The sequence below is a fragment of the Nocardiopsis sp. FR4 genome, assembly GCF_009830945.1.
GTDB lineage: Bacteria > Actinomycetota > Actinomycetes > Streptosporangiales > Streptosporangiaceae > Nocardiopsis.
In genome coordinates this window covers 40,912-54,456 of record NZ_VWVV01000012.1, presented here as the reverse complement: position 1 = coordinate 54,456, position 13,545 = coordinate 40,912, and the positions used below count along the sequence as shown (strand labels likewise).

Genomic DNA, 13,545 nt, shown 5'->3' with positions numbered 1-13,545 from the left:
CCCGCGCCCCCGAGGAAGGCACCTGACCAAAACCCCGACAGGCGCGGGAGGTTCGATGACACATTCCCGCAAAATACTACAAAACTCGCAGAGGCCGCCATAATTCATCAATTAAGGATCTTGGCTCGCAAGAGCACACAAAAGCGGCGGAGGCTGGAATTCCAGCCTCCGCCACCGTGTACCCCAGGTCGCGGGTATTACCGCCCTCAGGCCGGCGTACCGGGAGACTCCGCCCTCGCCTCGCGGGCCAACTGCTCCGTGCGGGCCCGGGCCAGGCGCCCGAGCACCTTGTCCCGCAGGTCCATCGGCACCGGGTCGCAGCCGCAGTGCTTGGCCACGAGCCTCTTGACGGCCTCCTCCAGACCGTGCTCCTCCAGGCAGGGGCCGCACTCGTCCAGGTGCTGGCGGATCACCTCGCAGTTGGGCTCCTCCAGCTCACCGTCGATGTAGGTGTAGAGCTTGTCGAGCACCTCACTACACGGAGTGCCGCTGTGCTTGTCGTGGCCGCCCATTACCGGTCTCCTCGATCCGAGCCGTTCTTCCCACGCTCGCGCGCGGACGTTCCCGAACCGACCCCGGCGGCCTCGGCCACCGCGTCCGACGACAGGAACCCCCGCTCCACGGCGTACTCCTCCAGCAGGGTCCGGAGCTGGCGGCGCCCGCGGTGCAGCCGGGACATGACGGTCCCGATGGGCGTCCCCATGATCTCGGCGACCTCCTTGTACGCGAACCCCTCGACGTCGGCGAGGTAGACCGCGATACGGAAGTCCTCGGGCAGCTCCTGGAGCGCCCGCTTGACGTCGGTGTCGGGGAGGTGCTCGAGTGCCTCGGCCTCGGCCGACTTCAGGCCCGCCGCGGTGTGCGACGCGGCCTGGGCCAGCTGCCAGTCCTCGACGTCCTCGGTACCCGCCTGCTTGGGCTCACGCTGCTTCTTGCGGTAGGAGTTGATGAAGGTGTTGGTGAGGATGCGGTAGAGCCATGCCTTGAGGTTCGTTCCCTGTTTGAACTGGTGGAACGAACCGAACGCCTTGGCGAACGTCTCCTGGACGAGGTCTTCCGCGTCGGCGGGGTTACGGGTCATCCGCAGCGCCGCGGAGTAGAGCTGGTCGAGGAAGGGAAGCACGTCCCTCTCGAACCGCTCGTCCCGTTCCTCGGCTGTCTCCTGCGTATCCTGACCCTGTTCCAAGCCCGTCGGCCTCCTCGCGCTGGTCCCAGCTGGGGCATCCATGCCCCAACGATACGGTCCCGTGGCACGGAGCCGCGCACCGGCACCGCGTGGCGCCGACACCGCTTCCTCGCGCGCAAGGCACGCCCCGGCAGTAGGCATGGTCTGGTGGTCCTCCCCATCAGTCGTGTGTTCCGCGCCCGGATCCCCGACCCGACGAACGCGATGTGGGCAACAACAACGCTCCCCGCGCGCTGATTCCGCCTTCGGCGAAGCCCGGGACCTCCCGGGCGGGCGAACTTTGTCGTTCGACTGCGTCATCAAAGGTGAGGCATGGCAGAGTGCGGGTAAGACCACTTGAAGGATGGGAGAGGAGTGCACGTGCGACCGTCCCCAACCCCGGCCTCCGACCGCCCCCGGTCGACGGCGGCCCAGTTCGCCACCCCCGACCGGTTGTCGGACTACTGGCGGTTCTACTGGGCGGTAGCCGAGGCACAGCTGGCCCGGTGGCTCCCCAGCAGCCCCTCCCGCCTGCTGGACCTCTCCAGCCCCGACTTCCAGGGCACCGAGCGCGCGGTGGCCGCCGGGCACGACGTGGTCACCCTGCTTCCCTCCGCCGACACCGCGGTGCGCCGCCCGCTGACCCTGGTCAACGGCCGCGCCGTGGTCCCGCCCCCGGCCCGCCGCGGCCGGCTGCGGCACGTGGTGGGCGACCCCGTGTTCCTGAGCAACTTCGCCCCCGAGGCCTTCGACGGGGTCATCGCCGACAACCGGGTGCTCTCGCGCAACCTGGCCACCGAGGCCGCGCTGGCCGAGGTCGCCCGGGTGCTGCGGCCGGGCGGGCGCACGCTGCTGTGCGTGGACTCGGTGGTCCTGGGCATGGCGCTGCTGGCCGAGCAGGACTGCTGGCCCGAGCTGAGCTACGCTCCCACCGCCGACGTGCTGCTGGTGCCCTGGCCGGACGGTTCCATCACCCGCTGCTTCACGGCCGAGCAGCTCACCGAGACGCTCACCGACGCCGGACTGGAGCTGGAGTGGCTCAAACCCCGCACGGTGCTGTCCGCCTCCACGGTGGAGATGATGCTGGCGCGCGATCCGAGGTCGATGGGGCGTCTGGTGGAGATGGAGCTGCGGGCCACCGAGTCCGACGACTACGTGGGGGTGCACCTGGTGGCCAGCGCGCGAAAACCCCTCTGACCGCCCGCCCTGTCCGGAGCGCCACCCGTGTCACGGGAGGCACCTGTGGCCCGGCTCACCCGTACCCGTGGTGCGTCCCGGGCGGTGGCTCCGCTCCGCCGGCGGCCGGGCGGTCGCGGACTCAGCCGTCGGTGTCGACGTCGAAGCGCCCGGGGCGCGGCGCCGGGGCGAGCGGAACGGGGGCCGCGCCGGTCCGGCCGCGCAGGAGCAGGCGCACCGCGCGGCGCATCCGCTCCAGATAGCGGCCGTCGTCGGGGCGCACGAGCAGTTGGTAGTACGCCACGCCCGCCAGGAGCTCGGCGAGCATCTCCACGTCGGTGTCCTCGGGCAGCCCGCCCCGGGCCACCTCCGCGCGCAGCCGGGCCATGACCGGTTCGCGACGCGGGAGGATGTGGCGCTCCCAGTAGACACGGCGCAGCTCGGGGTCGCCGAGGGCCTGGACGAGGCGGATCCGGATCAGCCGGTGGGTGCGCGGGTCGCCGTCCACGCTCTCCGGGCCGAACCACGGGTCGAGGTCGGCGAGCAGGTCCCCGGTGTCGGGGATGCGCGGGACCTCGCGGACGGTGTCCAGGGCCTCGGCGATCAGCTCCTCCCGCGACTCCCACCGGCGGTAGAGGGTGGCCCGGGCCACCCCGGCCCGCTCGGTGATCGCGGCCACCGTCACCTTTCCCGGGTCCTCGTGTTCGAGCAGCAGTTCCACCGTCGCGTCCAGTAGTACGCGCCCGGCGGCCTCCTCGCGCGGCCGTCCGGGGCCGCGTACCGACTGCGTGGGCATGGGCGTCCTCAGGGTCTCGGTCGTCCTTGGGCGGTTCGGGCTCCGGGCCCGGAGAAGCGGGTCCGGCGCCGGGGGCCGGAGCACCTCCCCCCGGAGCGAACCGGAGGACCCTACCGGCCCCGGGTGAGCGTCAGGCGTCCTGGACGGGACGCGCGCGTAGCCGTGGCACGACGTCCTCGCCCCAGCCCGGCCGCGCGCGGTCCTCCGGGCGGGGAACCGTGCCGCTCCCCCGTGATCCGCCAGAGGGCGAGCGCGGTCTCGGGGCGGACGCGCAGGCGGCCGGTCCGAGGACGGGCAGGACGGCGGGGGATCGGGGGAGGCGGTGCGCGCCCCCGCTCCTCGCGGGAGTCGGGGGTGTGACGCCTCAGAGACGACCGGCATTTCGTGAACCCGCGGTTTCGATACCAGTGGTGAGCCGATCGCCGTCAGGTGAACGGTGTCGCTGACACGGGGAAGGAGGTGCCGGGGCGTCCGGAGGGGAACCGCGCGGTGGAGCGCGGGTGGCGCGGGCGCGGCCGGGGGAGGCGCTCGCGGAAACGGCGCCGCCGGTCCCGCCGGAGCTGCGGGACCGGCGGCACGCGGCCGTCGGACGGAGGGTCAGTCCGCGATGGGCAGGTAGACGCGGCCGCCGCTCTCGGTGAACTCGGCGGACTTGTCGGCCATGCCCTTCTCGATGGCCGCGACCGTCTCCAGTCCGTTCTCCTCGGCGTACCTGCGCACGTCCTGGGTGATCTTCATGGAGCAGAACTTGGGCCCGCACATCGAGCAGAAGTGCGCGGTCTTGGCCGGTTCGGCGGGCAGGGTCTCGTCGTGGAAGGACTGCGCCGTCTCGGGGTCCAGCGACAGGTGGAACTGGTCCTGCCAGCGGAACTCGAAGCGCGCCTTGGACAGCTCGTCGTCCCACTCCTGCGCCCGGGGGTGGCCCTTGGCCAGGTCGGCGGCGTGCGCGGCGAGCTTGTAGGTGATCACGCCGGTCTTGACGTCGTCCCGGTTGGGCAGCCCCAGGTGCTCCTTGGGCGTGACGTAGCACAGCATCGCCGTGCCGTGCCAGCCGATCTGGGCGGCGCCGATGGCCGAGGTGATGTGGTCATAGCCGGGGGCGACGTCGGTGGCCAGGGGGCCGAGCGTGTAGAACGGCGCCTCGCCGCACAGCTCCTCCTCCAGGCGCACGTTCTCCGCGATCTTGTGCATGGGCACGTGGCCGGGCCCCTCGATCATCACCTGCACGTCGTGCGCGCGGGCGATGTGGGTGAGTTCCCCCAGGGTGCGCAGCTCGGCGAACTGGGCCTCGTCGTTGGCGTCGGCGATCGACCCGGGGCGCAGCCCGTCACCCAGGGAGAAGGTGACGTCGTACTCCCGCAGGATCTCGCACAGCTCCTCGTAGTGGGTGTAGAGGAAGCTCTCCTTGTGGTGGGCCAGGCACCAGGCCGCCATGATGGAGCCGCCGCGCGAGACGATGCCGGTGACCCGGCGGGCGGTGAGCGGCACGTAGCGCAGCAGGACGCCCGCGTGCACGGTCATGTAGTCCACGCCCTGCTCGCACTGCTCGATCACGGTGTCGCGGTAGATCTCCCAGCTCAGCTCGGCCGGGTCGCCGTTGACCTTCTCCAGCGCCTGGTAGATGGGCACGGTGCCGATCGGCACCGGCGAGTTGCGCAGGATGCGCTCGCGGGTCTCGTGGATCCGCTTGCCGGTGGACAGGTCCATGACGGTGTCGGCGCCCCAGCGGGTGGCCCACACCATCTTCTCCACCTCCTCGGGAACGGAGGAGGTGACTGCGGAGTTGCCGATGTTGGCGTTGATCTTGACCAGGAAGTTCTTGCCGATGATCATCGGCTCGGACTCGGGGTGGCACCGGTTGGCGGGGATGACCGCCCGTCCGATGGCCACCTCCCGGCGGACGAACTCGGGGTCCACGCCCTCGCGGGCGGCCACGAAGCGCATCTCGGGGGTGATGGTCCCGGCCTTGGCGTGGGCCAGCTGGGTGACCGCGCCGCCGACCGGGGTGCGCGCCCGGATCCACTCCTGGCGGGTGGGGGCCAGGCCCCGGTGGACGTCGATGTCCGCGGTGTCGTCGGTGTACGGTCCCGAGGTGTCGTACAGGTCGAAATGGCTGCCGTTGCTGAGCTCCACCCGGCGCCGCGGAACCCGCAGCGTGTGCCCTTCGGGGGTGGGAACCTCCTGGTAGACCTTTTTTGATCCCATGATGGGACCAGTGGTCACCCGGTGCTCCTGGGCGGAACTGACGTCGCGGCCGTCGAGAGCCGTCATGGCATGCCTCCCTACGTCGGAATTACCCGAACAGGTTCTGCGGTCGGCGACACCGTTGAGCCGCCCTCTCAGCCCGCCATGGCGCGAGCTCCCGCGTTGCGTATGAAGATGTGCGGGCGCACGGAGCGCGCCCGGGGCGCACACGCACCGGTCAGCGGGCGTGTGGCCTCGGACACGATACCCCGGGACCTCCCCGGCCTGTCCACCCGGGTGAAGGTCAGAAAAGTGTCTCCGGTTCGCCACCCCCGGTGTCGGACACGGGGGTGAGCAGTTCGGGGCCGTTGTTCTTGATGCTGTTGACGTCGGTGGAGACCTCGTCGACCGCGAACCTGTCGGCTGGGGTGTCCTCCAGCAGGTGGACCAGCTCCTCGGCGCCGGTGTCCGGGTCCAGCCAGGCCGCCCAGTCCTCGGCGGGCACGACCACGGGCATGCGCTCGTGGATGTGGGCGAGCTCGGGCGCGGCCTCGGTGGTGATGACGGCGCAGCTCCACAGCCACGCGGCGGGGTCGTCTTCGGCCACCTCGGGGTCGCGCCAGCGCTCGAAGATCCCCGCCATCGCCAGCGGCCGGTCATCGTGGTAGTGGATGGAATAGGGCTTCTTGTCCGCCTTGGCCTTGCGCTTCCTGTGGTGGGGGTCGGTCACGGGCGAGGTGCTCGCCTGCACCGTCCCGTCCCGGCCGACCAGCTGCCACTCGTAGTAGGCGTCGGCGGGCAGCAGGCAGCGGCGGCGCCGGAAGGCCGTGCGGAAGGCGGGCTTGTCGGCGATCGTCTCGCTGCGCGCGTTGATCATCCGGTAGCCGACGTTGCGGTCCTTGGCCCAGGAGGGCACCAGCCCCCAGCGCAGGGTGTGCAGCGAGCGCGGCCCCGGCTCGCTCCGGTCCCGCCCCTGGGGCGGCGGGCCGAGCACCGCGTACACGGGCCTGCCCGGGGAGATGTTGTAGTCGGGCTCCAGCTCCTCCAGCGGGGGCCAGGCCCGGGGGTCGGCCTCCTCGGGCACGGCCTGTTCGGGCAGGCCGAAGGCGAGCTGCAACTGGTGCACGTTCCGGGACTGGGCATAGCGACCGCACATGGGGGTGATCCTACGGCGTGGCGGCGCGTTCCTCCCCCGGGGCGCCCGCCTCCCCGCCCGGTTCGGGGCGCGGCGCGCGCCAGGCCCGGACCAGTCCGGTCAGGACGGCCAGCGCGCCCAGCGGCCCCAGGGTCCACGGCGCCCAGGTGTCCAGGGCGCGCAGCAGCACCGAGCGGACGCGGGCCTGTTCGGCGTAGACCGAGACCTGCTGGTCGGCCATGGCGAGTTCGGCGTACAGCAGCGGCACTCCGCCGGAGGCGTTCTGCGGGCGCAGGGTCTCGGAGCGGACCTCGTGGGCGTTGACGACGGTTCCGCTGACCGGTTCGACCCAGAAAGTCCGGTCGACCTCCAGCCAGCGGGTGGCGGTGACCGTGCCCGGTGCCCCCTCCCGGAAGAGCTCCGCAGGCACCGGACGCGCCGAGTCCGGCACCTGGGTGGCCTCGATCCGCTGGGTGTAGCGGCGGACCGGCACCCCGGCCACCTCGTCCTCGCCCTGGAAGCGCACCGACGGAGCCGAGCGCACCTCGGCGTCGTAGAGGGAGTGGTCGCCCTCCTCCGCGCCGGGCGGCCAGAACAGGACCAGTCCGGCCTGGCGGACGCCGCGGTCGCCGTCCACGTGCTCGCCGCAGCAGTTGACCGCCCGGCCCGTCTCCCGGTCGACGATGACCCGCCTGCTCCAGTGGTCGATCATCCGGTCCGGCACGGAGGTGTCCACGGACACCTCCCACGCCGACCAGGAGCCGTGCGGCGCGGCGTCCACCCGGGTGACCCGCATGAGCTCCTCTGCCTCCCGCCAGGACCAGGTGGAGGTGTCCAGGTACCAGGCGCCCTCGTCCACCATGCGGATGTCGAACTCCGCCCGGGCGGGCAGCAGGGCCACCCGCTCGTGGACGTACAGCGGAAGCAGGGCGGCCAGGGTGAGCATGAAGGCGCCCGCCGCCACCAGCAGTGTGCCCGGGGAGGCGGAACGCGCCTTCGGCTCCCCGTCCGCTCCCCGCTCGGCGGCGGGCCCGGCGGTCGTGGGCGCGCTCATGCGCGGGCCTCCTCGGCGTCGTTCTCCCGCTGGTCGTCGCCCCCGGCCGGATCCCCCGGAGGGGCCTCCCCCAGGTCCCCGCCGCCGGACGCGTCCACGGCCGCTCCGCGCACGGCTCCGGAGCCGACCGGGACCGCGCCGCCCCCTCCACCCGCCGGGGCCGTCCCGGGTCCGGCGGTCGCACCGACCGGGCCGCCGCCGGCGAACTCCCCCGGCGCCGTGTCCCCGCCGGTCACTCCGCGGCCCTCCGTCTCCCGGGCCCGCACCGACGGCGGGTGGGCGTCGGCGGGGGAACCGTCGCCCCGCTGCCCCAGGGCCAGGACGAGCCGGGCCAGCGCGGGCAGGCACAGCAGCTGCGTGACCCAGCCGCGCAGCGCTCCCCCGAACACCTGGGTGAGGTCGTGGAAGGGCATGTACAGAGCCAGGTGGACGCCCCCCGCCATGGCCAGGCCCGCCAGCGCCAGCGACACGACCACCGGCCAGGGCCCCGCCAGGTGCGGCAGCGCCCGTCCGCCCAGGGAGGGCCGCCCCGGCTTGGCGTGCCGCAGGCGACCGGGGGCGCGGCGGCCCAGCCACCACACGCACAGCAGGACCAGGCCGAACAGGGCCGCCCCGGCCGCCCCGGCCACCCACACTCCGTAGGCCAGGCCCAGCGGCAGCACCGCCCAGCGCCCCAGCCACCCGGGGCCAGCCTCGGGCAGGGCCCGGGCGCCGCGCGGCTCGGGCGTGCGTCCGGGCAGCAGGCGGCGGGGCCACAGGGCCAGCACCGCCAGCAGCGCGGCCAGCACCGCGCCAATCGCGAGGGCCCCCTGGTAGGCGGTGTCGGGCGTGTAGGTCAGGGTCACCTCTCCCGCGCTTCCGGCCGGGAGCACCCAGGCCTGCTTCCACCCCTCCAGGCGGACCGGCTCCAGCGGCCCGTCCGCTCCCTCCAGGCGGGCCTCCCAGCCCTCGTTGAAGTTCTCGTTGACCACGAGCAGGCTGTCCTCGGCCACGTCCACGTCGAGGCGGCGCTCGCCCGGACCCCACGCGTGCACGGCCCCGACCCCGGCCATGGCGACCTCGGGCCGGTCCCCGACCGGGTCGGCGGACTCCACCAGGGCCGAGCGCACTTCATAGCGGTTGCCGGGGTCGACCACCAGGCGGTTCTCCCCCTCGACCAGGTCCAGGGCGGTGCAGCTCTCGTAGCGCACCGGTCGGCCGGTGAGCTGGTCGGCGAGGGTACCCCCGCTGATCCGCGACTCCACCCGCTGGCCGTTGACCCGCAGGGTCGGCCCCAGACCGCAGGCGGTGGCGGCCTCGCCCTCGGGCAACGGCTCCACCGGGGCCACCCCGGGCAGGGTGATGGTGCCGACCTCCAGCGCCTGGCCCTCGGGGCGTTCGAACGTGATCCGCAGCGACGCGGCGGTCAGCTCGGCGAAGTCGACCCGGCCGCTGCCGTCCAGCCAGCCCTCGCGGACGGTGTCCCCGCCCTCGACCCTGACCCGGATCGGGCGCAGCACGCTGTCGGCGCGGGGGAAGTCCACCTCCAGGTACCCGATCGTGGCGGGGGCGCCCAGCTCGACGTCGAGCCAGGGCTCCTTCTCCTCCGGGTCGGGGTACCAGACGGTGCTCTCGTCGTCGTCCAGCGCGCCGCGGCCCATCGCGGCGGGGTGCTGTACGGCGGTGGAGGAGGCGGTCACGTGCGGGTACGGGCTGGCCCGGTTGGCGGCGTTCTCCGCCTCGCGGGGGTCGGTGAGCACGACCTCGCCGGAGACCGTGTGCGACGCGGCGGCCGACTCCGCGGACAGCGCGAACGTGCGGTCCAGACGGTGCGCGTCCTCGCCCTGCACCCGCAGGCCCGGATTGCACACCCACACGTGGGAGCCCTCCATGCAGCCGGGCGCGGTTCCGGTGGAGCCGGTGAACAGCAGGGTCCCGGTGTCGGCCGGGCCGGGTACCCGCAGCGTGCGGGCCGGTTCCAGGCCGGGCACGGAGATCGAGGCGACGCCCACCCGGGTGCCGAACCGGTACACGGGCTCCCAGGCCAGCTCCTCCACCCGCACGCGCAGCGTGGTGGTCTCCCCCGGCGGGGCCGCCAGCTCCTGGGGGTCCCCGGTCCCGGCCACGGGCACCTCCACCTCGCCGTTGTCGGTGGCCAGGGTGACCCGTGAGGGCGGCGGCTCGTCGGGCAGCTGCTCGAAGGCGATGCTGAGCCCGGTCAGGTCCCGCGGTTCGGTGAACTCGACCTCGATCCACTCGCCCAGAGCGCCGGTGAAGGCGCTGGAACGCCAGGAGGTGGCGAGGTCGTCGTCGAGGGCGGCGTGCGGGGCGTGCCCGGGGTCGCGGTCGGCGGCGCGCGCGCCCGCCCCGCTCTCGGCGGAGGAGGCGCGCACCGAGGCGATCCCGAGGTCCTCGGCGTGGGCGACGTAGCCCTCCCACGCCGGGTCGAGGACGTCGGGGGCGGGAACGTCGCGTTCGAGCTCCTCGTCCTCGGTGAGGGTGGCCGACACGTTGCGGCGCACGTCGGGGTAGACCACCTCGCGGCGGCGGGCCGTGTCGGTGACGACGGTGTCCCCGGCGGGGACCCGGTCGGCCCCGGGGTCGTCGCCGAGCAGGATCGGGCGGTCGTCGCGGACCAGGCCCTGTTCGGCCAGGTGGAGCACGGACTCGGGGCCGCCGGTGACCCGGAGCACCCCGTCGGCGGGCACGGTGCCCACCACGGGGGCGGCGCCCTCGACCTCGTAGACCGTCAGGGCACGGTAGGGCTGGTCGAACCACTGGGAGGCGGACTGGTGGTCCAGGGAGCCGATCACCGGGCCGAACTCGGCCGCCTCGGTGATGCCGGGCGAGTCCCGCAGCGCCTGGTGGACGCGGGCGGGCCAGCCGCCGTTGTTGGCGGCGCGCTGGAGGTCGTTGCGCACCAGGAGGTGGGTGACCCCCATGCGGGCCAGGGTTGCGGAGAGCCCGGCGGAGCCCCGGCCCGAGGAGACGCGCTGGTCGATCTCGTGGGTGAGGCGGGAGACGCCCGCCGACCCCCACGGGATGATCTGGTGGTTGGTCCAGGCTCCCTCCAGCAGTGGTTGCAGGGGCTCGTCCAGGGGCCGCCCCCACTCGTACTCGCCGCGCGCGGAGCCGGGCAGGGCCATGGTCATGCCGCGTTCGCCGGAGCGCTCCTCCAGCCAGTCGGTGGCCTCGTACCAGTAGTCGGGGATCTGCGTGAAGGCGCCCGCCGGGGCGATCCCGACCGTGGCCACGGGCACGAGGGTGACCAGGAAGGCTGCGGCGGTGGCGCCCGCCAGGGCGCGGCGCACCCGGCCGGAGACGGGCGCGCCCTCCCGGTCGGCCCGGTCCCGGGCCACCGCCACGGGCAGGTGGGCCAGGCCCAGGACCACGGGCAGGCGCACGAGGGCGTCGAACTTGTGCACGTTGCGGAACGGGGACAGGGCCCCGTCGAACAGTTCGCGCATGGTCCCGGCGAGGGGGCCGGTGAGGTCTCCGGTGAAGCCCGCGACGATGATCGCGGTACCGGTGAGCAGGCTGGTGACGAGGAAGAGCCGCTCGGGGGTGCGCCGGTTGACCAGACCGGCCAGGCCCAGCCCGGCGACCAGGGCGGTGACCGCGATCAGCCAGGGGGTCGTGGACAGCTCGGCGCCCGCGGGCAGTGCGGTGTTGCCCTGGTCGGGCAGGAAGCCCATCCAGTTGGAGGTGCCGCGCAGCGCGTTGAGCAGCGAGGTGACCCCGGTGGTGACGGCGGCGTCCTCGGTGTAGGGCATGAACGAGAACACGTACCGCGACATGAGCAGCAGCGGCACCACGTACCAGAACGAGGCCAGGACCAGCGCGACCGCCCACCAGGCCATGAGCCGCCGTTTGCGCGGGCCGCCCGCCCGGGTGAGCAGGTACAGGCCGGGCACGACCAGGACGGCCAGTTCCGAGGCGGCGTTGGTGCCGCCGCACAGCAGGAAGGCCAGCCCGGAGAGCAGGGCCATCCGCGCGGGGGAGCGGCCGTGCCGGGCGCCCAGGACGAGCGGCAGCAGCACCCACGGCATGAGCAGCATCGGCTGCAGCTCGGCGGAGTTGTAGGACAGCAGCGTCAGCACGCGCGGGGCCAGGGCGTAGGCCAGCCCCGCGAGGATGCGCGTGTTGACGGTGCCGATGCCCAGTTCCCCGGCGACCCGGTACACGCCGGTGAAGGCGGCGATGAGCAGGACGGCCATCCACAGGCGCTGGAGGAGCCAGTCGGGCATGCCGAGCTGGTCGAACAGCAGGTGGAAGGGGCCGTTGGGGAAGAGGTACCCGTAGGCCTGGTTCTGGATCTGGCCGAAGTAGGAGGCGTCCCACAGGTGCAGGGCGCGTTCCAGGAACCCCAGGGGGTTGGCCGTCAGGTCGAGCTTGGTGTCGCTGACGGTCCGGCCGGGGTCGATGCTGGCCGCGAGGGCGCCCAGGAGCAGGCACACCGTGAGGACCTTCAACCGCGCCAGCAGCCGCTGGTCCAGCCCCGCGGGGGGCGGTGTGCGGGAATCCTCCGGTTCGCGCCTGGCGGTGGATTCCGTCGGGGTCACCGTGTCGTTTTCCTACCTGGTGGCGTGTGCGGGGCTCCGGGGGCGGCGTGGGCCTCCGAGGCACCCGGGGCGGAGGGGTCGTGGGGTTTCGTGCCGCCGGGGAGGTCCAGCTCCCGGGCGACGAGCCGGGCCATGCGGGCCCCGCTGGCCTCCCAGGTGAACCGGGACGCCCAGGCGCGGCAGGCGCGGCGGACCGCCTCGGCCCGGCGGGGGTCGGAGAGCTCCCTGAGCGCGCGGACGACGACGTCGGGCAGCTCCTCGCCCTCGCGCACCAGCCACCCGGTCTCGCCGTCGCGGACCGAGTCGCGTAGTCCGTCCACATCGTAGGCCACGGTGGGCACGCCGAGCCGGGCCGCCTCGATGACGGTCAGCCCCCAGCCCTCGAACAGCGAGGCGGTGACGTGCAGGTGGCACGCGGCCAGGACGCTGTTCTTGTCCTCCTCGGGCAGGAAGCCGTGCAGGACGACGCGGTCGCCGGTTCCCTCGCGCGCGATCCGCTCCTCCAGGTGCTCGCCCTCGGGGCCGCGGCCGATGATGTGCACCTTCAGGCCGGGGTGCTCGTCGCGGAGCTGGTGGGCGAGGTCGGCCACCTGGTACACGCGCTTCTGCACCACCAGGCGGCCCAGGCTCACCACGGCGGGGTCGCCGATCTCGGCGCGGGCCGGGGCGTCGTCCAGGGGTCTTCGCTCCCCGGGGAGCCCGCCGTTGTGGATGATCTCGATGGGGGCGCGCCAGCCGAGCTTGTCACGCATGGCCCGGCGTGAGGACTCCGAGACGGTGACGGTGGTGCAGCGGCGGTAGACCCGCGAGGCCACGGACGACTCCACGAAGCGGCCCAGCCAGGCCAGCGGCCGGGGGAAGTAGGCGTTGAACTGCAGGTCGTGGACGTGGTGGACGACGCTCACGACCCGGGTGCGGCGCCGCAGCACGAGCCGGGACAGGAAGGGGATGCCGTTCATGCAGTCGAAGGCCAGCTGGTACTCGCGCCGCCACAGGGCCAGCCAGGCCAGCACTCGCGGGTAGACCGTGAAGCGGCCGCCCATGCGGCGGATGACGACGCCGTCCCGGGTCTCCACGCGGGCCTGGTGGGGTTCGCGGCTGGTGAGGAAGGTGACGATGGCACCGCGCTCGGCCAGGTGGCGGCTGATCCGCCACGCGTACTCCTCCGCTCCCCCGGCCGTGGACTGCCAGGGGTCGCGCCAGTTGACCATGACCAGGCGGACGCCGTCCAGGCGCGGCCCCGGGTCGGCGGGGGCGGCGCCCGCGCCGTCTCCCGCGGCCGCCGGGGCGTGGACGGCGGCCGGGATCGCGGTGGCCGCGACGGGCCCCGCCCCCTGGCGGGCCCTGTGGACCTTCGGGAAGACCACACGCTCTCCTTTCCGCGGTGTCCGAACGGGCGGCGAGCACCTCCGGTACTCGCGCCGTGGCGGAGGGCGACCGCCCTGGAGAAGGGTGGAGCGCACGCCGACGAGGCCCGTGGACAGGACGTCAGTG

9 protein-coding genes and 1 riboswitch are annotated in these 13,545 nt (G+C 73.4%); of the genes, 1 reads left to right on the top strand and 8 read right to left on the bottom strand.

Going from position 1 to position 13,545, the window contains the following annotated elements:
* Positions 1-206: 206 nt before the first annotated feature.
* The gene (gene rsrA / locus FYW95_RS13395) at positions 207-512 is read right to left on the bottom strand and encodes a mycothiol system anti-sigma-R factor (protein ID WP_159940674.1); all 306 of its coding nucleotides are present in this window, start codon (positions 510-512) and stop codon (positions 207-209) included.
* A complete protein-coding gene (locus FYW95_RS13390) occupies positions 512-1,228 on the bottom strand; it encodes a sigma-70 family RNA polymerase sigma factor (RefSeq protein WP_159940672.1) in 717 nt (238 codons plus the stop codon). The genes rsrA and FYW95_RS13390 overlap by 1 nt, the downstream gene beginning before the upstream one ends.
* A gap of 312 nt (positions 1,229-1,540) precedes the next feature.
* Between FYW95_RS13390 and FYW95_RS13385 the strand changes: the two genes are divergently transcribed.
* The gene (locus FYW95_RS13385; RefSeq protein ID WP_159940670.1) at positions 1,541-2,362 is read left to right on the top strand and encodes a class I SAM-dependent methyltransferase; all 822 of its coding nucleotides are present in this window, start codon (positions 1,541-1,543) and stop codon (positions 2,360-2,362) included.
* 121 nt (positions 2,363-2,483) lie between these two features.
* Here the strand turns inward: FYW95_RS13385 and FYW95_RS13380 are convergent, their stop codons facing one another.
* From FYW95_RS13380 to FYW95_RS13355, 6 genes are all read right to left on the bottom strand, one after another.
* Positions 2,484-3,137: a TetR/AcrR family transcriptional regulator gene (locus FYW95_RS13380; protein WP_159940668.1), complete on the bottom strand. Its 654-nt coding sequence runs from the start codon at positions 3,135-3,137 to the stop codon at positions 2,484-2,486.
* 597 nt (positions 3,138-3,734) lie between these two features.
* On the bottom strand, positions 3,735-5,408 hold the full coding sequence (gene thiC, locus FYW95_RS13375) for a phosphomethylpyrimidine synthase ThiC (RefSeq protein ID WP_305081016.1): 1,674 nt from the start codon (positions 5,406-5,408) through the stop codon (positions 3,735-3,737).
* A riboswitch (TPP riboswitch) is annotated at positions 5,402-5,513 on the bottom strand. (Overlaps the previous gene by 7 nt.)
* A gap of 112 nt (positions 5,514-5,625) precedes the next feature.
* Entirely contained in the window at positions 5,626-6,477 is an 852-nt protein-coding gene (locus FYW95_RS13370; protein WP_159940666.1) for an SOS response-associated peptidase, read from the bottom strand.
* A 10-nt stretch (positions 6,478-6,487) separates the two neighbouring features.
* Positions 6,488-7,510 carry a cell envelope lipid trafficking protein PgfA gene (locus FYW95_RS13365; protein WP_159940664.1) on the bottom strand — a complete coding sequence of 341 codons (1,023 nt, stop codon included), beginning with the start codon at positions 7,508-7,510 and terminating at the stop codon, positions 6,488-6,490.
* A complete protein-coding gene (locus FYW95_RS13360; RefSeq protein ID WP_160050376.1) occupies positions 7,507-12,051 on the bottom strand; it encodes an alpha-(1->3)-arabinofuranosyltransferase in 4,545 nt (1,514 codons plus the stop codon). The genes FYW95_RS13365 and FYW95_RS13360 overlap by 4 nt, the downstream gene beginning before the upstream one ends.
* Positions 12,048-13,418, bottom strand: a complete 1,371-nt coding sequence (locus FYW95_RS13355; protein ID WP_201294847.1) for a glycosyltransferase family 4 protein — start codon at positions 13,416-13,418, stop codon at positions 12,048-12,050. Before FYW95_RS13355 ends, FYW95_RS13360 begins: the two co-directional genes overlap by 4 nt.
* Between the last annotated feature and the right edge of the window lie 127 nt (positions 13,419-13,545).

Excerpts from the sequence above, each read along its gene's own strand:
- rsrA (WP_159940674.1), bottom strand. The coding sequence starts at position 512 with ATGGGCGGCCACGACAAGCACAGCGGCACTCCGTGTAGTGAGGTGCTC.
- FYW95_RS13390 (WP_159940672.1), bottom strand. The coding sequence starts at position 1,228 with ATGGATGCCCCAGCTGGGACCAGCGCGAGGAGGCCGACGGGCTTGGAA.
- FYW95_RS13380 (WP_159940668.1), bottom strand. The coding sequence starts at position 3,137 with ATGCCCACGCAGTCGGTACGCGGCCCCGGACGGCCGCGCGAGGAGGCC.
- thiC (WP_305081016.1), bottom strand. The coding sequence starts at position 5,408 with ATGACGGCTCTCGACGGCCGCGACGTCAGTTCCGCCCAGGAGCACCGG.
- FYW95_RS13370 (WP_159940666.1), bottom strand. The coding sequence starts at position 6,477 with ATGTGCGGTCGCTATGCCCAGTCCCGGAACGTGCACCAGTTGCAGCTC.
- FYW95_RS13365 (WP_159940664.1), bottom strand. The coding sequence starts at position 7,510 with ATGAGCGCGCCCACGACCGCCGGGCCCGCCGCCGAGCGGGGAGCGGAC.